Genomic DNA, 21822 nt, shown 5'->3' with positions numbered 1-21822 from the left:
ACAGCACCCAACCCCAAGCGCATCCCCGCTCAAGCTCACTCAGCACCCCAAGCGCCTCGAACCACGCCTTCCTCTCCCTCACTCTCCGCCCCTCCCCTGCTTTCACCGACGCCGGTGAACCGACACCGTAGAAGCCGGACCCCGGCGGAGACACGGAAACACCCAAAAGATCACCGACACGGCTGGAAGGGCAGGTAGGGCGATACGGGGGAGGGTGGGATCTCGGCTGGCTCGCCGCACCCCTCACGCCGCCAGTCCGAGCTTGCTCATGGCGGTGGTCCAGTCGGTGGCGATGGCGTTCTGCGCGGCCTTCAGCGTGACCTTGCCGGAGCAGACGGCCGTGTGCAGCTTGGTCTCGACGGGGTCTTTCAGGTTGTTCACCCCTGAGCCGGGCTTGTGGCCCGGGTCGGCCGCCTCCACCCACAGGTTGCGGGCGTCGTTCGGGTCGCCTCCCAGCTGGAGGCTGAGGAGGTGGTCGTACTCGTCGCTCTTGAGACTGCCCTTCAAGCCGTAAGAGGCGGCGTTCAGCAGCTTTTCCTTGGTGGTGATCGCCTCCGGCGGGCGGATGCCCTTGGTGTAGCCGCCCTTGCGGCAGATGGTCGTGGCCAGGTTCGCCTGCGTCACGGCCGGCGAGGTGGCGCCCGGCGTGCACTTGGGGTCCGGCAGCGGCTCGCCCTTCTCGTACCGGTAGTGGCAGCTGCCTGCAGGCGGCTGCTGCTGCACCGTGTACGTCATCTGCGGCCCCGCACCCACCGGGATCTCCCCCCCCCCGACCCCGCGGGCACCGCCGAGCCCGAACCGGACGGCCCTGCAGCCGACGCACCGTTCTTCCCGGCACCCTTCCCCCCCCGGAATCCGACCCGGACGACGAACACCCCGCCAGCACAAGGCAGGACAGCACCACCAGCGGAACCGCGCGACCCAACACACTCATGACGACCCCTCACAGAGGAGCAGCAGCTCCCCCACCCCTACACAGAGCTACCCTCCGGGGCCCCGGGCGCACGGGCGCACGCCTCCTCACCCGGGTGAGTCCTGCGACAACGGCCGATTCGCTGAGCTGCGTCAGAACCCATACAGATCTGGTCATTCTCACCTGCTCAGATTCCTCCAAGATCACAGGCCCCTTACTGCTGCGTTCCTCAAAGGATGTACATATAGCGGCGGCGTAAGTGCCTGGTGGGTGGTGCGGGTCTGCCCCAGATCCACGGTTGGGCGCGGGCGTTGAGCTGGGCTGTGGCCACTTCGGTGGCGTGGGTGATGTGGTCGCGGTCGCCGAAGGAGCGTCCGGCCAGGGCGGTCTTGCGGAAGATGCGCCACCAGCCCTCTTGGAGGTTGAGCCAGCAGGCGCCGACCGGGATGAACACGTGCCTGATGCGGGGATGGTCCTCGAGCCAGGTCCGGGTCGACACGCTGTTGTGCGAGGACAGATTGTCGGTGATCACGTAGATGTCCCCGACGGGGTTGGCGTCCTCGACCAGCTGAAGGAACTGCTGGTAGAACGCGCTGTTGCGGGAGGTGGCGGTCATCGTGACCTCCTGGCCGTCCCGGACGCGTAAGGCGCCGTAGACCCAGGTTTTCTCCGGTCCGCGGGAGTAGTCGATCTCGTTCTTGATGCGGTGTCCGTCCGGTGACCAGCCCGGTGTCGGCGGGAAGGTGCGGGGGATCACCGGGCCGAGCTCGTCGGCGCAGACGACCGTCGCGCCGGCGGGTGGGCTGGTGTAGAGCTCGACGATCCGCGTCCTTTTCCCTCGAAGTCCGCATCTCTCGAGCGCGTCCATGAGCGCGTGCGTCGCCAGCGCACGCCCTCGGCCACCAGGATCCGGCGCACCTGGGAGCGGCTGACCTCGATGCCCCGGTCCCGGGCCGCGGCGGCCAGCGAGTCCAGGGTCCATTCCGAGGGCCCTGACTCGTCCGCGGCCCACATCTCGTTCGACGGCTGCACCTCGAGCCGCCCGGGCGGGGTCTGCTTGACCAGGCCGACGATCCGGGAGCGTTCGGATTCGGTGATCCTTCGCTTGCGGCCCTGCCCGCCCAGGTCCTCCAGGCCCTCCAGCCCCGAGCGGTTGAAACGGTGCAGCCAGCGGCGCACCGTCTTCTGACCACACCGCAGCTCGTCGGCGATCTGCGGGACCAGCCACCCGTCCCAGCTCAGCTCCACCATCCGGCACCGCTCCACCACATCCTTCGGCGCCTTTCTGGCCGATGCCAGGCGGTGGACCACCGCTTGCTCGCCCTCGTCACGTCCCGGCCGTGCCCTTAGCACCATGACCCAGCACCCGCCCCCGAGCACACGCAACTGCCCCGCTACCAGCAGCTATACCCACCGAAAGGGGAATCCAGCAGTAACGAACTTCAGTAAGGCGTGCACTGTCCGGGTGAGGGTGTCGATAATCTATGGGGGCTGGTGGGTATTGCGCAGCCCAGACACTGGGCGACGAGTCGCCGCGTCGCAAGCCGGGAGCTTCTCGAACAGGCGCTGGGGACTGCTGCACCTGATCAACCGCCTTGCCGTGGCTGGCCGGCCCATCGTTGCCCTCGCGGTAAGGACTTCATCGTCTATCGAGCCGCCTCGCCCGCCACGGTGTTCACGGGAGCACCGCCTTGACCGAGGAGGGCCTTGCAGGCTGCATCCGCACTGTCGAAGATCCGGCAGCTCATGCCGACGCCGGTCAGATCGAGAAGACGTCGTACCACTTGACTGGGGGCGACCAGGGACACGGATCCGTCGATGCTCCGCACCTCATTGGCGGCCCGTATGATGACGCTCAGCCCAGAGGAGTCCATGAACGGCACTTCCGCCAAGTCCAGCACCAGATGGCGTCGTCCATGCACTGCCTGGCCGGCGAGTTGGTGCTGCAGGACGAGGCCCGTGTCGACGTCCAGCTCCCCATAGACGGTGATGATCGCGGCGTCGGAGCTGATCACGGACACCTCGACACTCAGACCTGCTGGTTCGGTCACAAGCTCTCCTCGAACGGGCTCTACACGGGCAGCAGCTCTGTTACCCCGCCCGGCTACCTTCATCCATGCACCCACCGAGGAATGTACCGCTCCCGCAGGAGTGAGGGCTGTGCCTGGAGGCGCACAGTGGCAGCGACGCTGCCACGATCCGCAACGCCAGTGGGGCCGCATTGCCGCCGCTCCTCTATCCACGTGCCGGTGTCGCTCTCGCCCGGGGCGCCGCGGGCGTTCCCATGCTGCTGTCTGAGATCCGGCATGTAGAGGCGGCGGTGGTCAACCTTGGAGACCTACGGCGGTCATGAAGCCGTGCTCTGCGAGGGGACGTCCTCCTCGACCGACTTGATGAGCTCAAGAGGCGAGCCCAGGAGGCGCAAACAGCCGGCGGTGTCCTCGTTCTCCGTTGCGCGGCACCCTCGAACCCCTGCTCCGGCTGCCTGTAGTCGGCTCCCCGGCTCGGGGCCGGTCGACGCTCTCGTCCGCCGGGAACACGCCAGGCCCTGCGTACTAGCATGAAGCAGCCGTCTCCGGCTCCGTCGGAGCGGGCCCGGATGGGAGGCACAGCCGTGCAGAAGGAAGTCATTCGGAGCACCGGCGACGACGACGAACTGACCGGGGTTTTCGTCTACCGGGTGAAAGAAGACACCTGGTGGTGGTCAGACGAGATGTACCGCCTGTGCGGCTATGCACCTGACTCTGTAGAACCGACGAGCGAGATGCTCCGTGAGCACCAGCACCCCGATGACCGCGAACGCATGGGTAACGTGCTCGCGGCCGCGCTGACGGACGGGCGGCCGTTCGGCTGTTACCACCGCATCGCGGACACCGCGGGCAACGAGCGCGCCGTCGTCCTGGTCGCCGACGGCCGGACCGACGACACCGGCCGAGTGGTGACGCTGCGCGGATTCATGGTCGACATCACCGATCCCCTCAGCCATCAGGCGCGCGACCTTGCCGACGGCGACGTCAACAAAGCCCGGGCCAGCCAGGAGGACATCGATCTCGCACGCGGGATCCTCATGGCCCAATATGGGGTCGACGCCGACGTAGCCATGCGCATCCTGCGCCGGCAGTCTCCAGCTCACGCCGCCCTCGCCCTTCTCGTGGTGGCGCTATACGGGCCGAGCGACCTGCAGTCGGCCTACGGCCTGACCTCCGCCGCCGCCTCCAACGGCTCCGGCGAGACCATCGCCATCGTCGACGCCTACGACGACCGAATGCCGAGTCGGACCTGGCCGCCTACCGCTCGTACTACGGTCTGTCGGCCTGCTCGTCGTCCAACGGCTGCTTCTCGAAGTTTGCCCAGGACGGTTCCTCCAACCTCCCCACCGCCGACAGCGGTTGGGCCGGCGAGATCTCGCTCGACCTCGACATGGCCTCCGCCATCTGCCCGAACTGCAACATCACGCTCGTCGAGGCCAACTTCTCCTCGATGGACGACCTCGGCACGGCTGTGAACGAGGCAGTCAGCCTGGGCGCCAAGTTCGTCTCCAACAGCTATGGCGGCTCGGAGTCCTCCTCCGACACGACGTACGACTCCGAGTACTTCAACCACCCGGGCGTGGCCATCACCGTCTCCGCCGGTGACAGCGGCTACGGCGCCGAGTACCCGGTGACCTCCCAATACGTGACCGCCGTCGGCGGCACCGCGCTGTCCACCGCGTCCAACAGCCGCGGCTGGTCGGAGAAGGTCTGGAGCACCAGCTCCACCGAGGGCACCGGCTCCGGCTGCTCCGCGTACGACCCGAAGCCGAGCTGGCAGACCGACTCCGGCTGCTCCAACCGCACGGAGGCCGATGTCTCCGCGGTCGCCGACCCGGCCACCGGAGTCTCGGTCTACGACTCCTACGGCACCAGCAGCAACTGGAACACCTACGGCGGCACCAGCGCCTCGTCCCCGATCAGCGCCGGCGCCTACGCCCTCGCGGGCACTCCAGGCTCCAGCGACTACCCGGCCAGCTATCCCTACGCCAAGGCCGGCACCTCGGCGCTGAACGACGTCATCAGCGGCAGCAACGGCATCTGCTCCCCGTCGTACTTCTGCACTGCCGGCACCGGCTACGACGGCCCGACCGGCTGGGGTACCCCCGAAGGCGTCAGCGCCTTCAGCGCCGGCTGATCTCCACCGCACGGCCATCCCCGGCGGGTCACGGGGAGCCGCCACTGTGAGGGTGACGTGCGGTCCCCTCGGCGGCATGGATGGGAAGCGGGTCACGGCAAGCCGGCCGTGACCCGTTCTCCCGTTTCCCGAGCGTCCCTGATGACAGGCGATCGAGGCGCAGCCGAAGGTCATCGGTCTGCGTCATGCTGCGCTTCCACTCCGGTGTCCACCGGGGGAAGCGAGGAGGCGTGGGCACCGCGATTCCACCTCGTTCCGATACCGGGCGGTGCACGGCGGCTGATGCCTACACTGGGCGGGCGCTGGGCGGTGGCTGTGATGCGGCGGACGGGAGAAGACTGTGAAGCACGTCGTCGGGGGCTTCGAGGATCCGCCCGCCGAGGTACTCGCTGACGTGGCCGCCGCCTTCGGGCTGCTGGCGTCCCCGGCACGGCTGCACATCATGTGGGCCCTGTCCGAGGGCGAGAGCGATGTGAGCCATCTCGCCCACCGGGTGGGCGGCGCCCTGCCCGCGGTCAGCCAGCACCTGTCCAAGCTGAAGCTCGCCGGTCTCGTCCGCTCCCGCCGTGAGGGACGACGGCAGGTCTATTACCTCGGCGACCCTGACGTCGTCACCGTCGTCCGCCTCATGGTCGGCCAGCTCGCCCTGCGCACCGAGGGATCGCTCGCATCGGTGGGCCTGCTCCAGGGGACCAGTGCCTAGGACCGCGGACTGGGGAGAGGACGCCGAGTCGTCGTGTTCCCGAGTGACCCCAAAACCACGGGAGACCGGTACTTCCGGAGTGGATGTTCTGGAACCGGACGCTGCGACCGCACTGCAGGTGCTGCGGCGGCTGGACACCGGACCGCGCGGGTTGACGGAGGACGAGGCCACACTCCGCCTGGCCCGATTCGGGGCAAACACGCTTCCGGCCCGGAAGCACGCCTCCTGGCCACGCCTCGTCGTGCGCAGCCTGCGTGAACCGTTCACCGCGGTGCTGCTCTGCCTCGGTCTGGTCTCCGCCGCCATGTTCGCCTGGTCCACCGCCTGCGTCATCCTCACCTTGGTCGCTGCCAGCAGTGTGCTCCGGGCTTCGGGCGAGCACCGCGCCGACCGGTCCATGGATGGGCTGCGCAAACTGGTCGCCACCACCTCCACCGTGCTGCGTCGCGTTCACGACCACGCCGCGCCGGCGGCCCATGAGATGCCGGTGGAGGACCTGGTCCCCGGCGACATCATCAAGCTCGGCGCAGGAGACCTGGTCCCGGCCGACGTACGGATACTGCGGGCGCGGGGCCTGACCGTGCACCAGTCGGCGCTGACCGGCGAGTCCGCCCCAGTCCCGAAACACGCGGCGGACCTCTCCCGACCGGTCAGAACCGCGGTGTTCGAGCAGCCGCAGCTGTGCTTCCAGGGCAGCAGCGTCGCCACCGGCAGCGGCACCGCCGTCGTGCTGGAGACGGGCGGGCGCACCCGGTTCGCGGCCGCCTACGACCGCACGGTCGGCCGGCGCGAGGCGAGCGCCTTCGACCGGTCGGTGCACAGCATCTCGTGGATCCTGATCCGGTTCATGCTGCTCACCCCGCCGCTGGTGCTGATGGCCAACGCCACGCTGCGCGACCGCGGCCTGGAGACCCTGCCGTTCGCGGTCGCCGTGGCCGTGGGGCTGACCCCCGAGATGCTGCCGGTCGTCGTGACCACCTGTCTGGCGCGCGGGGCGTCGCTGCTGGCCCGTACGCGCGGGGTGATCGTCAAACGGCTCCCGGCGCTGCACGACCTGGGCGCGGTCAACGTGCTGTGTCTCGATAAGACGGGCACGCTCACCCAGGACCGGCCGGTCGTCGAACGGGGCCTGGACGCATGCGGCGGCACCGATCCCGACGTGGTGCGCTGGGCGGCCGTCAACGCCTGGTGGACCCTCCAGCTCGCCGACCTGCCCGAGCCGGACGCCCTGGACGAGGCGGTCCTGGAGACGGCGGACGAGGACGACCTCATGGCGTACGACGGGGTCGCGGCACTGCCCTTCGATCCCGTGCGCCGCCTGTCCACCGCCGTCGTCCGCACCCCCGGCCGGCTCGGCTCGCACACGCTCGTCGTCAAGGGCGCCGTGGAGGCCGTCCTGGAACGCTGCGCCCTGGAGCCCGAGGAGCGGGAGCGCCTGACGGACCTCGCGGACCGGGCCGCGCGGGAGGGCCTGCGGGTGCTGGCGGTCGCCACCGTCGAACGTCCGGTTCGCCTGCGCGACTACACCCCGGCCGACGAGCGCGGACTGGACTTCCGCGGCTTCGTCACCCTGCGCGACGCGCTCGCGCCCACTGCCGCGCCGGCCCTTGCAGCGCTCGCCGCACGCGGCGTCACGATCAAGGTTCTCACCGGCGACCACCCCGGCACCGCTGCCCGCGCCTGCCACGACCTGGCTATCCCGCTCGCCCCGGACCAGGTCCTCACGGCCGACCGAATCGACAGCCTCGCCGACCCCGAACTGGCCGCCCTCGCCCGCCGTACGACGGTCTTCGCCCGCTGCACCCCGGAGCACAAGGCGCGGATCACGGCTGCCCTGCGCACCGGCGGCCACACGGTGGGCTTCCTCGGGGACGGCGTCAACGACCTGCCCGCGCTGCGCGCCGCCGACGTCGGCATCGCCCCCCGCGACGCCGCCGACGTGGCCCGGGAGGGCGCCGACGTGGTCCTCGCGGAGAAGGACCTCACCGCGATCGACCATGCCATCACCGCGGGCCGACGGAGCGCCGGCAACATCGCCACCTATCTGTGCGTCACCCTGTCGTCGAACCTCGGCAACGTGATCGCGATGCTCGGCGCAGGCCTGCTGCTGCCCTTCCTGCCGATGCTCCCGGCTCAGGTACTGGTGCAGAATCTGTGCTTCGACACGGTGCAGATCGCCTTCGCCTACGACCACCCCCACCCGTCGATGCTGCGCCGCCCGAAGATGCTCGATCCCCGCTCGATCCTCCGCTTCATCATGGGATTCGGCGTCCTCAACGCCACCGCCGACCTGGCGACCTTCGCCATCCTGACCCTCGCGCTGCACCGCCCGGGAACGAGCGACGACGGGGCGGTCTTCCACTCCGGCTGGTTCACCGAGAACCTGATCACCCAGGGCCTGGCCATGGTGCTCCTGCGCGTCGGCCATCGCCTCTTTCAGGACCGTACGCCCGGTCCGGTCGGCTGGACCGCGGCCGCCCTGGCGGTCATCGGCATCGTGCTCCCGCCGTCACCACTCGGCCCCCTGCTCGGTCTGACCGCCCTCCCGCTGGAGTACTACCTCCTCCTCATGGGCGTCCTGGCGCTGTATACCGCCGCACTCCTGCCGGCCCGGGCACGTTACGAGCGGAGACTCGGCAGCCAGGAGTGAGCGTCTCGCGGTCTTGCCTGTCGCGGCATCAGGTGGCGTCGAGATCGAATGCAGGATGTGAGGCCGGCTCGGACGGTGTCTCCTTGGGCAGGGGCACGCCGCTTCTGGCCACCGTTTCCGCTCAGCCGGCATTCCCCGCGTCGCGTACAGCATCGGCGATGTCCGACAGCTCCGCGCTCGGGTCCAGGGCGGCACGGATCTCGTCGATCTCAGGGTTGTCGCCGTCGAGGACGTGCTTGCGGATGAACGTCTTGGGGTGCAGGTCCTCGAACTCGAAGCCCTTCAGCTCCGGGCCGAGTTCGGAGCGGACCTCCTCCTTGGCGCTCTCGGAGATCTCCCGCACCTTGCGCAGGAACCCGACCACGCTCTGGATGACCTCGGGCAGCTTGTCCGGACCGAAGAGCAGAACCACGAGGAGCGCCAGCGTGAGGAGCTCCATAGGGCTCACATCAGGGAACATCCGATGCCCTCGCCTTCGTCCCCGGCGCTCCGCCCCAGCGCGGAACACGTGCCGTAATACTTTAGCAATTGCGCAAATGATCGAATGGCTAGTGGTGGCAGCCGCCCGCTCTCACTCTCCAGGGAGGTCGTCTTCATGCCCTCTTCGTCACGGGCCCGCCGCGTCGCCCGCCCTGCCCGCGGCCCGGTCGTGATGGCCGTAACCGCGGTGCTGGGACTGTCGGGTGTCGGTTCCGGGTGCTTCCGCAGTCACGGGTGCCGGCACGGGGGCGATGGCCCAGGCGTTCAGGAGGGGCCTGGTGTACGTCGACCCGCGGGTCCAGGGTCAGTTACCGAAGGCCGTCGCCGACAAGCTCGCTGCGAAGGTCGAGGATCCGACAAGCCGGTCTTCGTTGCCGGGCTGCCTGAGTCCGCCGATTACCCGCAGGCGCCCCTGATGCAGGATCTGCGGTGGCTGACCGGCATCACCGGCGCCTACGCCGTCCGCCTCGGGACGCTGTTCAACGCCAAGGCCGACCATCAGGTGATGTCAGCGGGCGCCGTGACCAATCTGCGCGACGCGGTGCAGCGCGCCGACGCCTCGAACGCGGAGGCGCAGCTGAATACCTATGTCGACCAGGCCGTCCAGCAGGTCAGGGGCCACGCCCCAACCTCGTGGGCGCAGGCCGGTGGAGGCGGCTTTGGCAGTGCCGGGCTGCTGGCCGGCGGTTTGATCGCGGCCGGGGCGGCCGGGGGCGGGTATGCGCTGTACCGGCAGCCGAAGCAGGGCCGAGGCGGAGCGGGCGGAGCTGGAGGCTTATCGGGTGGTGGACGAGGACATCACCGCCTTCGGCGAGAGGCTGGTCCGGCTGGACTTCTCCCCGGCCGCGCCCGGTGCCGCGGATGAGATGCGCGCCGACTACGGGTTTGCCCTGGACGCCTTCGAGCGGGCCAAGGAGCAGATACCCGCTGCCCCGGGCCGCACGACGTGCGGTCTGTGACCGCCGCGCTGGCCGAGGGCCGCTTCGCGCTGGCTGCCCTCACCACGCGCCGCACCGGGGCACCGCTGCCGCGGAAGCGCCTGCCCTGCTTCTTAGACCCACGGCACGGCTTGTCGGTCAGCGCCGTCACCTGGTTCCCGCCCGGCGGCGGATTCCGTCTGGTCCTGGCCTGCTCCGAGGACGCCGTTCGCGTCAGCCAGGGCCAACAGCGCGTGACCCGCATGGTCCACACCGATGCGGGCGCCCAGCCCCAGTGGAACGCCGACCCCGCCTATGCCCCGGGGGCGGGCGGCTATTTCGGCGGCGGAGGCGCGGTGGTCGGCGGCCTGCTCGCCGGAACCCTTCTGGGCAGCCTGCTCAGTGCTCCCTTCGCCTACCCCGACTCCGGGGATGTCTGCTCGTCCGCTCCGGATCTGCCGGGGGTGGTGACTTCTCGGGGCGGACTTCAGCGCCTCCGACTTCGCGGGGCGGACTTCAGCGCCTCCGACTTCGCGGGCGGCTTCGGCGGCGACTTCGGGTCGGACGGCGGGGGCGATTTCGGCGGCAGTGACTGGGCGTAACCCTGCAGCTCACGGCGCCGCAAGCCCTTCTTGGCACCGCCCACCCTGTGAATCTGGGCAGGTTCGATGATGAACTGGCCATTCGTTTGCTAGGTTGCGCAACTATGCAACAGAGGTGAAGCCCCGCTTCGCCCGACGGATACGGCCGTGCTCGACCGCCGCATGCCCGAGGGACGGATGGGCCCGACCGTTCGCGGGAGTGAGAGTGGCAGATGAGTGACCTGCGGGACGGCTCCGCCGGCCGGGCTACGCGCAACCGTACCGGCCGGGTGCCGCGACAGCGCACGGGCGAACCCGCCCGCGGCCGCTCGTCCGGCGGACGAGCGGCTTCCCGCGCGCAAGGAAGCGCCCAGGCAGGAGGCCGAGCCAGGCCGACCTCGCGTGGCAGGCGCGTGCTGCGGATCAGCGGGATAGTCCTGGCGGTGATCCTGCTCGCTGCCGCCGGTGGCGGCTGGTGGCTCTACCAGCACCTCAACGGCAACATCCACAGCGTCTCACTCGACGGCAAGGGCGGCAGCGAGAAGGCCGACGCCTTCGGCCGCACCCCGATCAACATCCTGGTCATCGGCTCGGACGGCCGCACCAGCGCGGAGGACTGCAAGCTCGGCGGCGGCTGTTCACAGACCGGCGTGCAGTCCGGCAACGGGAACGCGGACGTGGAGATGATGGTGCACATAGCCGCCGATCGCTCCAACGCCACCGTTATGAGCATCCCCCGCGACACCATGACCAACGTCCCCGCCTGCACCGACCCCACGTCGAAGCAGAGCACGCCCGGCTACTACGGCATGATCAACAGTGCCCTGTCGTACGGCCCGGCCTGCCAGGTCGCCACCATCCACCAACTCACCGGCATCCCCATCGATCACTTCGTCAAGCTCGACTTCGCCGGCGTGGTCAGCATGTCAGACGCGGTCGGCGGGGTCTCGGTCTGCGTCAGCGACAACGTCTACGACACCTACTCCCACCTGAAGCTGGCCAAGGGCACCCATACCCTCCAGGGCGTCGCCGCCCTGGAGTTCGTCCGATCCCGGCACGGCTTCGGCGACGGCAGCGACCTGGGCCGCACCTACGCCCAGCACATGTTCCTCAGCTCGATGCTCCGCAAGTTCAAGAGCGCGGGCACGCTGACCGACCCCACTGCGGTCTACGGGCTCGCCGACGCCGCCACCAAGGCACTCACCGTCGACACGGGTCTCGGCAGCATCAGCAAACTGATCAGTCTGGCCTCGGACGTCGACAAAGTGCCCACCAAGCGGATCACCTTCACCACCATGCAGACCGACCCGGATCCGAACAACAACGAGCGGCTCGTCGTGGGGCCGGGCGCGAAGTCCCTGTTCGCGACGATCGCCAACGACCAGTCCTTGAGCGGCGGCTCGGACCAGAAGCCGACTACGGGCCCTGCCTCTCCGACGCCGGTCGACACTGCCCAGATCGCGGTGAAAGTCGAGAACGGCACCGGCATCGGCGGCCGCGCCTCCGATGTCGCCACCGCCCTCACCGGCAAGGGCTTCGGCTCAGGCACGACGGCCAACGCACCCGGCGCGACGACCACCACCCTCACCTACGGCCCTGGTGAGAAGCCGCAGGCCCAGGCGGTCGCCGGCGCGCTCAGCCTGCCCTCCTCACACGTCAAGCAGGGCACCGGCACTGGTCTGACCCTGGTGATCGGCAGTGACTGGCCCAGCGGCACCACCTACGGCTCCGACTCCGGCTCATCCTCCCCGGCCCCGGCCGACACCCATGCCGCAGTCTCCAACGCCCACGCCGAAACCGCCGACCAGTCCAAGACCTGCGCCCAGGTCAGCCCGTACCGAACTGTCTCCCTCAACGGCGTCAGCATGACCCCGGCCCAGGCGTACGCAGCCGCGCGCAGCCAGCCCGACTCCGACACGTGACCCGGGCGGGCAGTTGACCCAGGAATGCGACGCGTCGGGAGCGGCTGACTCGTTGCGGCAGCTCTTCGGGTGGTGGCGCTGAGAGGACCGTCCCTGTGCTCTACGGGTACTTGAGAAGGTCATTCGGCTGGTGCCGAGTGCGCCCTATATGAGTCGGGAAAAGGAGGTAACGGGGCCAGTTGGCTACCCGGATGAGGCCTGAAGGAGGCACGGGGGAATGAGCGAGCGCGTCAGCGGTGTGGTCCGGTGGTTCAATCAAGTGAGGGGCTACGGCTACATCGACGGGGACGACGGCCGTGAGGTACGGGTGCGGCGCGAGGACAATGAAGGTGGCACGTTCGTTACCGAAGGCCTTCGCGTCACCTACGAGGTGCGCGAAGGTGCCGCGGACGAACTGGAAGCCGTGCATGTGCAGATAGCCGAGCATGTGCATTAGGGGGGTGATCCGCGTTGGCGCACTCGCCGGGCGGGTGCCATTGGCGGTCACCTACGTGGGCGGACGCCGTTGACCGGACCGGGCCCGATCCCATGCGCGATTGGGAGAATGCGAGTCTGATCTTGCGAAAGAGTGGCGGGTCGCCTGTCCGGCAGAGGATGCCGCCTTCCGGCACAGGGCACCGGCGGTGGGACCGTCCTGGCGGCTGCGCGAGCGCCCTGGTGATAGCCGCACGCCTACACTGTGTGCGTGTGCCGACGGTGATTTGTGAAGCGGCGGGAGAGGACCATGACGGTTGACGTCGGTGGCCTTCAGGATCCTCCCGCCGAAGCGGTAGCGCAGGCGGTCACCGCGTTCGGGCTGCTTGCCTCACGTTCCAGGCTGCACATCATGTGGGCGTTGTCCCAGGGCGAGAGCGATGTCACCGGCCTGGCCGCCCGGGTGGACATGGCGCTGCCCGCAGTCAGCCAGCACCTGGCGAAGCTGAAGCTCGCCGGTCTCGTCGCCGCCCGCCCCGAGGGCCGACGGCAGGTCTACTACGTTGATGACCCCGACATTGCCGCCGCCATCGGCGCGATGGTCGCACTGCTGGCCGCGCGGGCAGAGCAGAAGTCGCTTCAGCCGATGTCGCCGCTGGAATTCACTCTGGGCAGACCGGACCACAAGCCGGCATGACGTTGGCCTGCGAGCGCAGGGGGCTGACGCTGGATGCTCGAACTTGACGTATGCCTCGGGCGGCTGACGGAGTGTCTTACGGTGTTGTCCACAGTGCAGGCACCGTTGGCCGCGCAGCGTGTACCCCGGTGGGAGAAACCCCGTCGGCGGGAGGGCGGACCTCGACACCATGCGCCTGCCTGTCGTGGGGCCCGTTGCCGGGGGTGGGGGTCAGTTGACGCAGGGGATGCCGCCCATCTTCACCGAGTCGCCCGCGAAGGCCGTCGACGGAACGGTCGACGGCTCGCTCGCCGGTGCGATGGCCTGCGTGGATCCGGAAGAGCCGGTCGAGGTCGTGGCGGGCGGGGTGAAGTCCGTGCCGAGAGTGATCTGGACTCGGTCGGCCAGGACCGAGGGGCTGGCAACGGGTGGCGCGGTGCCCAGGCGGCCGGCGATCTGCTGGGCCGCTGCCTGTGCGCCGGAGCCGTAAGCGATCGTTGTGCTGTGCTGGGTGGCAGCGTTGGACGTTCGCCCGCCGGTGTAGCCCAGAGCCGCAAGGGCCCTGAGTTCCGCGGCGGCGGCGCCTGTTCTGCCGGAGCCGTTGAAAACATCCACGGTGGCGGGGGCGGCAGGCGCGGCAGATGACGGCTTCCCGCCCCCCACGCCGTCGCTGGGTGAGGCGGACGCACCATGTCCGATCATCGCCTGCACGATCGACCTTATCCGCTCAGGGTCGACGAGGTTGACCTCCTCGTTGTTGCGGTGGGCGAAACCGGCGATCGGCAGGGTGTGGAACTCCACCTTCCCTCCGGTGAGGTTGGTGGCCTGCTGAGCGAAGTCCAGCACGTTCAGCCTGCTGTCGATGACCAGGTCCTGCTTCACGACGCCGAACAGGCCCTGCAGCTTGCTGAGATCACCGAACATCCCGTCGGTCTTCAGCTTGTGCGTGACGGAGGACAAGAACGCCTGCTGGCGGTGGGTGCGGTCGAGGTCGCCCATGAGGAGCCCGTGTCGCTGGCGTACGAAGGCCAGGGCCTGTTTGGGGCTCAGCTCCTGCAGTCCGGCGGGGAAGTCGGCGCCGGAGTACCGGTCGTGCACCGGGTGCTTGAGGCAGACCTGGATCGGCTGGAGCACCTTGGCGATGTCGTAGAAACCGAGCAGATTGACCTCGGCGAAGTGGTCGACCGGCACATCGAGGAACCTCTGCACCGTGACCAGGGTGGCTTCCCGCCCGGCTTCCCTACTCTGCGCTTCGAGGTCAGGGCCCTTGACGCCCTGCGCGCTCAGCCTGTCGTGCGCGCTCGTGTAGGCGTTGGCATAGGCTTCCTTGATCTTGTAGTGGCCCTGGACGGATCCGTCGCCGTTGAACGTCTGGACGTAGTCGTCACGCGGGACGGAGAAAGCCGTGACCTTTCCGCCGTCGGGGGGGATGTGCATCAGGATCAGCGTGTTGGTGTTGTAGTATCCGAGATCGCTCGATCCGGCGTGCAACTGGTCCTGCACGAACTGCCGCGGCAGATCGTTGCCATTCATGTCCTTACGGGAGTCCAGGCCGATCAACAGCAGGTTAACCGAGTTGTCCAGATGGTGCGGTGCCCCCTTGTTGGCCGCGTCCAGGGCATCGGAGGTGTTCAGGCCGCCGTTGATCCAGGTGTAGGTGGCCCACGTGACCCCACTGGCCAGCAGAATTGCCGCCGAGGTCATCGCGACCGCGACCCGCCCGGCCTTCACCCACAGCGAACGCCGTGCCGGCCTGCGGCCGCGCACCATCCTGCCGCCCGCCGCGCCGTTGCGGCGCCGACCCGGCTCCGTCCTGCCCAGGCCCGCCCCGCTCCGGTGTACCTCAGGCACCGCTGCCCCTCCTCCTCCGCTGGGACCGGATCACGCGAACCACCAGCACGGCGATCACTGCAAGTTCTGCCCCTGCCATCGCCGGGAACGCGTCGATGCCCCAGTGCACCGCCGAAGCGGTCAGCGCGCTGCGGGCACTCACGCCCGAGACCTGCTCGGCGACGACGGTGACCGCCATCAATACCAGCGGCGGCGCACACAGAACCCACCAGGCGCCGGCCCGGCAACACATCCCCGCAGTCACGCCCCCCGCGATGACCGCAGTGAGCGCGAACGCCCATCCCAGTCCTGATGCGAACAACTCGTCCACGCCGGCACCGACAACTGGCAGACCCCACACGAGGATTCCCGCCCGGCCGGACCCCGCTGAGGGGACGCCGGATCTACGACGTGACGACCCCGCCCGACGCGCCCGCGGGCCTGGCACACCGCGTGCTCCACGGGATTCCGCAGAAGACCGCACGTCGCTGCGGGAGGGGTACGTGTCCTTGCCGGCAGTGGCGATGCGCTGGCCTGTCATCCGCATTCCTCGTCCGAATCCGCTGACGGTCATGGGGGATCGGGCCCGACTCACGTACACAGCGTGCAGCGACTCGCGCCCCCGGTTTCCAAGACGTTCCGCACCCATTGAAGGTTGCTTAGTTGCGCAATATTGCAAGCCTACGTCATGCAAGCGAACAGCAGCAATTCACGCATGCCAGTGCCACGGGAGATCTACAGATGGGCATGCGCAGCGAGTCGCGCAGTGATCCCCGCAAAGAGCAGGGCAAGCCTGTGCAAGACAGGGGGTCCGTTCCGGCGGTAGTCCTCCTACAATCTGCCGATATCACCCATACATCGCATATCGCGTAACTTCTGACACTACGCGACGGGGGAGTCGGCAACATATCGGCCAGGCTCAGCAACCCTGCGCCGACTGCTCGACAGGGTTGTCAACCGGCTTCCGAGTTGACAGCCGAACAGGAAGCAGTCGCCGATACGGCGGGCGCCCTGGATGGACTATCAGCCACGTCTGAAGACGGTCGGCCACCTGTCCGGTCGACCATCACTGCGGACCGCGGTAGCCGCGCAACAGGAGCCAGGCAACGAGCGGGAGGCCGACGAGCAGCGCGCCGAGGACGATCGACAGCAAGTGCGAGCCGAACGGCGCAGGGTCATGGCCGCCCACAGCAACAGCGGAAAGGTGTCCGCGGCGGCGAGCATCGCAGCAGGGTGCATACGTCAACTTACCCGGCTTGCTACAGCACCTCAGCGGGGGCGGACGTGCCCGGCACAACGAGCGGAAACGCCGGCGCTGGGTCGTCGACCGGCAGTGGCGCCCCCGGATCGCGGGGCTGCGCACCAACGCCGCGGTCTCCAACGGCGCCACGCTGTTCGGGACGGCTTCGCCGTCCCCGAAGATGCGCGACACGTCGCCGAGGGCTTGGAGGTGGCCGCTCATTCGAATTCCACCTGTGCGGCGAGCGGCAGGCTGAGGGTCAGCCCTTCGTCGACGATGCGCCGGCGGGCGCGGGCGATCTCCTCGTCGGTACGAAGGCTCAGGGCCTCGATGACGTTGCGGCGGCTCTGCCCCCACAGGGCGTGGAAGTGCGGCGGGGACAGACGGTGCTGGAGTTGTTCGAGGTGGGAAGCGAAGAGCAGCAGCTGGGGAAGGTTGGAGGGCAGGACGAAGGCGTTGCGGCACTCCAGGCAGCGAGCGGGGGCGACCGGGCATAACTGCCCGGGGCGGCCGAACGGCAAGGTGAACGGGTCCCGGCAGCTGGAGACGCCCATGTCCAGCTCACCGGCCCGCAGTTGCTCCACCTCCTCCCGGGAAAGGCCCAGGGCCGCGGCGGCGCCCGGCTCGCCGAGCACCTGCTCCGCCCCCGGGGTGAGCACGATCGGGCCGTTAAGGGCCTGGTCGAGCCAGTGCTGCTGTGCCGAGGTGATGACGTGACCGGCGATGACCCGCAGGGTCGTGCCGTGGGCGTAGTGGCCGCGGAAGGTCTCGGTGGTGTGGTCGTCGGCAATGTCGCTGATACGGCCGGCCCCTGGACTCAATCGACCCGCTGAAGATCGCCGAGGGCTACTACCTCCAGCCGTCCAGCCCGGTCGCGGCGAAGCCGTACAAGCTCCTCGTCCAGGCCCTCGGCCGCTCCAGCAAGGCGGCCGTCGCGAAGTACGCCTGGTCCGGCCGGGAGAGACTGGGACTGCTCCGCGTCCGCGACGACGTCCTGGTCCTCCACGCCATGCGCTGGCCGGACGAGATCCGCGACCCCGCCGAGCTGTTGCCGCCGCCGGTCGAGGTGTCCGAGCAGGAGATCGAGGGCGCGCTCGCCCTCGTGGACACGATGACGGTGGACGAGTTGGTGGGCCCCGACTTCGAGGACCGGTACACCGAGGCCATGGCCCAGATCATCGAGGCCAAGCGCGAGGAGAAGCCACTCCCTGAGGCGCCCGAGCCGGAGCAGCCGGCCCAGGTGCTCGACTTGATGGCCGCGCTGAACGAGTCGGTGCAGAAGGTCAAGGCGTCCCGCGGCGAGGGCACCGGCCCGGCCGAGGTGCACGAGCTGCCGAAGCCGAAGAAGACGGCCGCGAAGAAGCAGCCGACCAAGAAGGCCGTAGCCAAGAAGACGACCGCGAAGAAGGCGACAGGGCGGAAGCCGAAGAGCGCCTGAGGTGCGGCAGGCGCAGGGGCACGGCTGTCCCGTGCCACCAGACCTTGACGGACGCGAGTTTGTGTCAACGGAGTTTGATCACCGCAGGTCAGCGACTCAACGCACCTTCGGTGCGCGCCGGGGGCGGCCATCTGCACGGGTGCAGCCCGTTGTCACCGTTCCGTCACAAGTAGCCGCCGCACGAACCCTGCTGCTCTCCCGCCCTGTCTGCACTCACGTACCACGACCACGCGTACCGCGGGGCAACAACCGACGACCGAAACCCGCGGACGAGACGACTCAGGGGGACGACAGCATGCGTCACAGCAACGGCATTCGCAGGGCGGCTCTGGCGACGACGGCGGTCACGGCCGTCGCGGCGGCGGTGACCGGCATCCTGCCCGGCACCGCCATGGCGGCGAGCACCACCACCTCCACCCCGCCGCCCGCCTGTTCGGCCTCCGCCCTCCAGGTCAGCGCCTGGCAGGCCGTCCACCGGCCCGTCGGGACCGGGACCGGGGCGGCGGTCGTGCAGTTCACCAACGCCTCCCCGAGGACGTGCGTCCTGAAGGGCCATCCGACGGTCGCGGGCGCCGGCAACGGCTCCCCCGCCCGCAACACCCCGCTCACGGTCACCCCCACCGGCAGGGCGGTCACCGTGACGGTCCGGCCGCACGGCAAGGCGTGGGTGAAGCTGACCTTCGTCCAGGTCCAGGGGGAGGCCGACGGCTACTGCGTGTCGGGCAAGGACCCGGTGACGTATCCGACGATGGTCATCGGGCTGCCGCGCTCCGGGAAGCACCAGGTCGCCCTGAACGACGGGGTGTGGGCCGAGTGCGACAACAAGGTGACCGTCACCCCGGTCTCGGCGGTCAAGCCTTCCTGACCCCCCGTCCCCACAGATCGAGCAGCCTGCACGACGATCGCAAGGCTCTAACCTGCACATTTACGAGGAACTGCACATAAGTGCAGGTCAGCTGCTCAACGCACCGAAGGTGCGCTGAGCCGCTGACCTGCGGTGATCAAACCGATGACACAAACTCGCATTCGTCAAAGTCCGATGGCAAACGGTCAAGATCCAGTGGCACGGGACAACGGCCGCGGTGACGGGGCTTCTGGTTCACCCGACGTAGATGACCCGTGCCGGTGAACGTTGATCGATTGCCGCTCAAGGCTGATCAACGTTGGTTTGTGCCACCGAAGGTTGATCAGTTGGCGTACGGGCGGGTGGGACCCGGAGAGGGGTATCTGTCCTCGGACGTCCGGGCCGGTCAGTCCAACAGGGCGGCCGTGAACGCCCTGCGATGGTCCACCAGCCAGGTCTGCATGCGGTCCCAGCGTTCCCCACCACCGCGCTCGGCCGACGCCTGGAGGTAGGCGGGGTCTCCTCCGGCCACGCGGCGGGCGACGAAGGCCCCGCAGACCTCCGTGGCCTGTTCGATGACACCGGGCAGCTCGATGCGGTCCCCTGTCGAGAGGCCGTAGCCGTCGGCAAGGATCCGCAGCCGTGCGGCCGCTCGAGGGCGGCCAAGGCCTTCTTCTTGCCCAAGCGGGGCATGAGCCGCATGTAGCGGGCGCCGAGGTAGGTGCGGTCCCGGGTACGGGAGGCCGCCATGGCGGCCGTGCCGAGGGCTGCGCCGAGCCAGCGGTTGCCGTGGCGTCTGCGACCCGACTTGTGCTTGCCCGCGGACTCGTGATGCCCCGGGCAGACTCCCGCCCACGAGGCCAGGTGCCCGGCGGTGCGGAACCGGGCCATGTCTGCGCCGGTCTCCGCGATCAGGACCTCGGCGACGGCCTGGCCAACGCCGGGGATGGTCTGCAGCAGTTCAAGCTGCCGGGCAAAAGGGCGCATCTCCCCCTCGATCCGCGCCGACAGTTCCGCGATGGCAGTCTTGATCTGGTCGATGCGTTCCAGTGCATGCGGCACAGGAACGCGTGATGATGGCTGAAGTTGCCGGTCAGCGCTTCGACGAGGGCGGGGATCTTGGGTCGCATGCGGGCCTTGGCCATCTGGGCGAGCGCGTGGACGTCGCGCTCTCCGTCGATGAGCGCATCGAGCATGGCCCGCCCGGACACCCCGAGGATGTCGGTCGCCACCGTGGAGAGCTTGATGCCGGCGTCCTCGAGTTCCTTCTCCAGGCGCTGGGCCTGCCGCGACAGCTCACTCGCGAGGGGGGAGCTGTAGCGGGTCAGGTCCCGCAGCTGCCGGATCGGCTCGGGTGGTACGAAGGAGCCCTTGAGCAGGCCACACTCGCCCAGCTGGCACAGCCACGCGGAGTCGGCGACATCGGTCTTGCGGCCGGGCAGGCCCTTGGCGTGGGCGGCGTTGACCAGGATCACATTCAGGCAGTCCTCAAGCAGGTAAAACGCCCGCGCCAGTAGTCGCCTGTCGCCTCCATCACCCCGAGGGTGACCTGCTCGGCAATCAGCCAGCCCGCAATTCCAGCAGCGAGTTGGTCGTGGTGGCGAAGGTCCGGATCTCCTGCCGTCGCGAACGCCGGCCGCTCGGACTCGGGGTCCGCACGCAGGCCTTGAGGTCCTTCTTGCCGATGTCGAGCGCCGCGCAGCGCTCGTGCAGTACGTCCATGACAGCCCCTCCCACCGCGACCGACAAGGGTGCGCCGTCCGGAGGAGCCACAGGGCTGAAGAGTCTGGTCCGCGTGCTGTCGCAACAATTGAGGGTCCCTGCAAGCGGCTCCCGACGCCATACTGACACGCGAGCTCACAGGCATCACAGATTCGCCGGCGTCCCGGACGGACACGCCCCCATTTTCCCGGCCTCACGGCGGCCCGCGCAGCGGCCTGGGTTACTGACACGAATCTGCACGTCGTCCCCAGCTGACGAGCGCCCCGCTCGGGGCGCCTGGAGCTGCGCGATCGGCCCCCCACGCACGGCGGCCGGCAGCGGACCCCGCCCCATCAGCGGACCCCGCCCCGAGGGCGGAGAACCGTCGGCTAGAGGAGCCCGTGGCCCCAGGTGGCCGCGCCCGCCAGGGCGATGATGGCGAGCAGGGTGTCGATCGCGCCCAGGATCAGCGCGACGAGCGCCGGGATGTCGCGGTCGTCGGACCACTTGCGGCCCATGGCCTGCCAGCCGCAGAAGACCGCGACCGGACCGAGGACGATGCCCAGCGCGAAGAAGCCGGCCACCGCACAGATCGTCCCGATGATCCCGAGCGTCGCGCGGTCCGGCCCGGTCCGTCGCCATGTCCGACCACGTGACCGGGGGTACCCGCGTGTTCCGTGCCCGAAGCCAGCCATCATCAACTCCCTGGTGCTCATGGACAGTTCGGCTTCGGTGTGCGGGTACCCCGGTTCACGGTCGGCAGACCTGCGCGCGCAGCCCCCTCCGCAGCGCGCGCCGATCCTTCACTGACACAGACAGCCATCGATCATCCCTCAGTGGCAATCGATCAACGTTCACCGGCACAGGTCAGTGGAGATTCGCAACCCTGGACGGCGAAGCGGTGTGTCCGGCCCTGCCAGGACCGGCAAGACCACCGCGCTCACCCAGCTCGGCACGGCCGCACGGGCCCTGCCCCGGCTGCGCGGGGAGCGGATCGCCGACCTGGTCCAGGCCGAACCGGACCTGACCCCCAAGGAGGCCGCCGCCCGCCTCGGCTACCCGACCGCGGTGCAGCGCACAGCCTTTGCCAGCGCTGCCACGGAACTGCGCGCTCGGCAGGTCCAGCCGTACCTGCAGCGCGTCGCGGCGACATCCAGTTGGTGATGCATGACCCCGACCCGCCCCGCTGCGCGCCCTTCTGTCGTGCCGGCCGGGGCGTGGCGGCGAACCTCGCGGTGCTCGACGTCCCCGTGTCACGCGCTGCGCCGGCCGGGCCGCCCGGGCACTGCAGGAGGCAGCCGAGATGGCGTCCGCCGACCTGCGCGACACCGCGGTGGTCGAAGCCG

At 69.1% G+C, this 21822-nt stretch carries 21 protein-coding genes and 4 pseudogenes; 12 read left to right on the top strand and 13 right to left on the bottom strand.

What is annotated here, in order from left to right:
• Window positions 1–243 precede the first annotated feature (243 nt).
• From ACZ60X_RS40355 to ACZ60X_RS40340, 4 genes are all read right to left on the bottom strand, one after another.
• Complete coding sequence (locus ACZ60X_RS40355; protein WP_469610088.1) at window positions 244–735, bottom strand: hypothetical protein; 492 nt, start codon at window positions 733–735, stop codon at window positions 244–246.
• Window positions 736–1142: 407 nt separating this feature from the next.
• A complete protein-coding gene (locus tag ACZ60X_RS40350) occupies window positions 1143–1736 on the bottom strand; it encodes an IS630 family transposase (protein ID WP_469610255.1) in 594 nt (197 codons plus the stop codon).
• Window positions 1667–2269, bottom strand: coding sequence for a helix-turn-helix domain-containing protein (locus ACZ60X_RS40345; protein WP_469610086.1), 603 nt, complete (start codon window positions 2267–2269; stop codon window positions 1667–1669). The genes ACZ60X_RS40350 and ACZ60X_RS40345 overlap by 70 nt, the downstream gene beginning before the upstream one ends.
• Before the next feature lie 290 nt (window positions 2270–2559).
• Window positions 2560–2964, bottom strand: coding sequence for an STAS domain-containing protein (locus tag ACZ60X_RS40340; RefSeq protein ID WP_469610083.1), 405 nt, complete (start codon window positions 2962–2964; stop codon window positions 2560–2562).
• 509 nt (window positions 2965–3473) lie between these two features.
• On the opposite strand from ACZ60X_RS40340, the pseudogene ACZ60X_RS40335 reads away from it, so the two are divergent.
• From ACZ60X_RS40335 to mgtA, 4 genes and pseudogenes are all read left to right on the top strand, one after another.
• Window positions 3474–4025: pseudogene (locus ACZ60X_RS40335) on the top strand (PAS and ANTAR domain-containing protein); the annotation flags it as partial.
• Between the two features lie 51 nt (window positions 4026–4076).
• Window positions 4077–5080, top strand: a pseudogene (locus ACZ60X_RS40330) (S53 family peptidase); the annotation flags it as partial.
• Window positions 5081–5420: 340 nt separating this feature from the next.
• Window positions 5421–5783 carry an ArsR/SmtB family transcription factor gene (locus ACZ60X_RS40325; RefSeq protein WP_469610081.1) on the top strand — a complete coding sequence of 121 codons (363 nt, stop codon included), beginning with the start codon at window positions 5421–5423 and terminating at the stop codon, window positions 5781–5783.
• Window positions 5784–5862: 79 nt separating this feature from the next.
• Entirely contained in the window at window positions 5863–8433 is a 2571-nt protein-coding gene (gene mgtA, locus ACZ60X_RS40320) for a magnesium-translocating P-type ATPase (protein WP_469610079.1), read from the top strand.
• Window positions 8434–8554: 121 nt separating this feature from the next.
• On the opposite strand, the gene ACZ60X_RS40315 is transcribed toward mgtA, so the two are convergent.
• On the bottom strand, window positions 8555–8872 hold the full coding sequence (locus ACZ60X_RS40315; RefSeq protein WP_469610076.1) for a twin-arginine translocase TatA/TatE family subunit: 318 nt from the start codon (window positions 8870–8872) through the stop codon (window positions 8555–8557).
• Window positions 8873–9632: 760 nt separating this feature from the next.
• On the opposite strand from ACZ60X_RS40315, the gene ACZ60X_RS40310 reads away from it, so the two are divergent.
• From ACZ60X_RS40310 to ACZ60X_RS40290, 5 genes are all read left to right on the top strand, one after another.
• Window positions 9633–9872 carry a hypothetical protein gene (locus ACZ60X_RS40310; protein WP_469610074.1) on the top strand — a complete coding sequence of 80 codons (240 nt, stop codon included), beginning with the start codon at window positions 9633–9635 and terminating at the stop codon, window positions 9870–9872.
• Window positions 9869–10432 carry a hypothetical protein gene (locus ACZ60X_RS40305; protein WP_469610071.1) on the top strand — a complete coding sequence of 188 codons (564 nt, stop codon included), beginning with the start codon at window positions 9869–9871 and terminating at the stop codon, window positions 10430–10432. The genes ACZ60X_RS40310 and ACZ60X_RS40305 overlap by 4 nt, the downstream gene beginning before the upstream one ends.
• A gap of 212 nt (window positions 10433–10644) precedes the next feature.
• Window positions 10645–12333: an LCP family protein gene (locus ACZ60X_RS40300; protein ID WP_469610069.1), complete on the top strand. Its 1689-nt coding sequence runs from the start codon at window positions 10645–10647 to the stop codon at window positions 12331–12333.
• Between the two features lie 217 nt (window positions 12334–12550).
• Window positions 12551–12769 carry a cold shock domain-containing protein gene (locus ACZ60X_RS40295; protein ID WP_469610067.1) on the top strand — a complete coding sequence of 73 codons (219 nt, stop codon included), beginning with the start codon at window positions 12551–12553 and terminating at the stop codon, window positions 12767–12769.
• Window positions 12770–13057: 288 nt separating this feature from the next.
• Window positions 13058–13444: an ArsR/SmtB family transcription factor gene (locus ACZ60X_RS40290; protein WP_469610064.1), complete on the top strand. Its 387-nt coding sequence runs from the start codon at window positions 13058–13060 to the stop codon at window positions 13442–13444.
• A 210-nt stretch (window positions 13445–13654) separates the two neighbouring features.
• On the opposite strand, the gene ACZ60X_RS40285 is transcribed toward ACZ60X_RS40290, so the two are convergent.
• The 3 genes from ACZ60X_RS40285 to ACZ60X_RS40275 form a co-directional block, all read right to left on the bottom strand.
• Window positions 13655–15274, bottom strand: coding sequence for an LCP family protein (locus ACZ60X_RS40285; protein WP_469610061.1), 1620 nt, complete (start codon window positions 15272–15274; stop codon window positions 13655–13657).
• Entirely contained in the window at window positions 15267–15794 is a 528-nt protein-coding gene (locus ACZ60X_RS40280; RefSeq protein ID WP_469610059.1) for a DUF6542 domain-containing protein, read from the bottom strand. The genes ACZ60X_RS40285 and ACZ60X_RS40280 overlap by 8 nt, the downstream gene beginning before the upstream one ends.
• A gap of 917 nt (window positions 15795–16711) precedes the next feature.
• The gene (locus ACZ60X_RS40275; RefSeq protein ID WP_469610057.1) at window positions 16712–17314 is read right to left on the bottom strand and encodes a hypothetical protein; all 603 of its coding nucleotides are present in this window, start codon (window positions 17312–17314) and stop codon (window positions 16712–16714) included.
• On the opposite strand from ACZ60X_RS40275, the gene ACZ60X_RS40270 reads away from it, so the two are divergent.
• A complete protein-coding gene (locus ACZ60X_RS40270; RefSeq protein ID WP_469610252.1) occupies window positions 17305–17931 on the top strand; it encodes a Ku protein in 627 nt (208 codons plus the stop codon). The genes ACZ60X_RS40275 and ACZ60X_RS40270 overlap by 10 nt on opposite strands.
• 295 nt (window positions 17932–18226) lie before the next feature.
• A complete protein-coding gene (locus tag ACZ60X_RS40265) occupies window positions 18227–18796 on the top strand; it encodes a DUF4232 domain-containing protein (protein WP_469610055.1) in 570 nt (189 codons plus the stop codon).
• Window positions 18797–19181: 385 nt separating this feature from the next.
• Here the strand turns inward: ACZ60X_RS40265 and ACZ60X_RS40260 are convergent.
• The 5 genes and pseudogenes from ACZ60X_RS40260 to ACZ60X_RS40240 all read right to left on the bottom strand — a co-directional run.
• Window positions 19182–19427 (bottom strand): annotated as a pseudogene (locus ACZ60X_RS40260) (aminoglycoside phosphotransferase family protein); the annotation flags it as partial.
• A 134-nt stretch (window positions 19428–19561) separates the two neighbouring features.
• A pseudogene (locus tag ACZ60X_RS40255) lies at window positions 19562–19762 on the bottom strand (IS110 family transposase); the annotation flags it as partial.
• The gene (locus tag ACZ60X_RS40250; protein WP_469610052.1) at window positions 19687–20250 is read right to left on the bottom strand and encodes an IS110 family transposase; all 564 of its coding nucleotides are present in this window, start codon (window positions 20248–20250) and stop codon (window positions 19687–19689) included. The gene ACZ60X_RS40250 and the pseudogene ACZ60X_RS40255, both read right to left, overlap by 76 nt.
• An 85-nt stretch (window positions 20251–20335) precedes the next feature.
• Window positions 20336–20497, bottom strand: coding sequence for a hypothetical protein (locus ACZ60X_RS40245; RefSeq protein WP_469610049.1), 162 nt, complete (start codon window positions 20495–20497; stop codon window positions 20336–20338).
• A gap of 368 nt (window positions 20498–20865) precedes the next feature.
• Window positions 20866–21171 carry a small hydrophobic protein gene (locus ACZ60X_RS40240; protein WP_469610249.1) on the bottom strand — a complete coding sequence of 102 codons (306 nt, stop codon included), beginning with the start codon at window positions 21169–21171 and terminating at the stop codon, window positions 20866–20868.
• A gap of 208 nt (window positions 21172–21379) precedes the next feature.
• Here ACZ60X_RS40240 and ACZ60X_RS40235 point away from each other — a divergent pair, with 208 nt between their 5' ends.
• Entirely contained in the window at window positions 21380–21640 is a 261-nt protein-coding gene (locus ACZ60X_RS40235) for a hypothetical protein (protein WP_469610047.1), read from the top strand.
• Window positions 21641–21822: the final 182 nt, after the last annotated feature.

Source organism: Streptomyces sp. NPDC104106, assembly GCF_055584345.1.
Note: the sequence above shows the minus strand (reverse complement) of the source record. Positions and strands in the feature narration are given on the sequence as shown.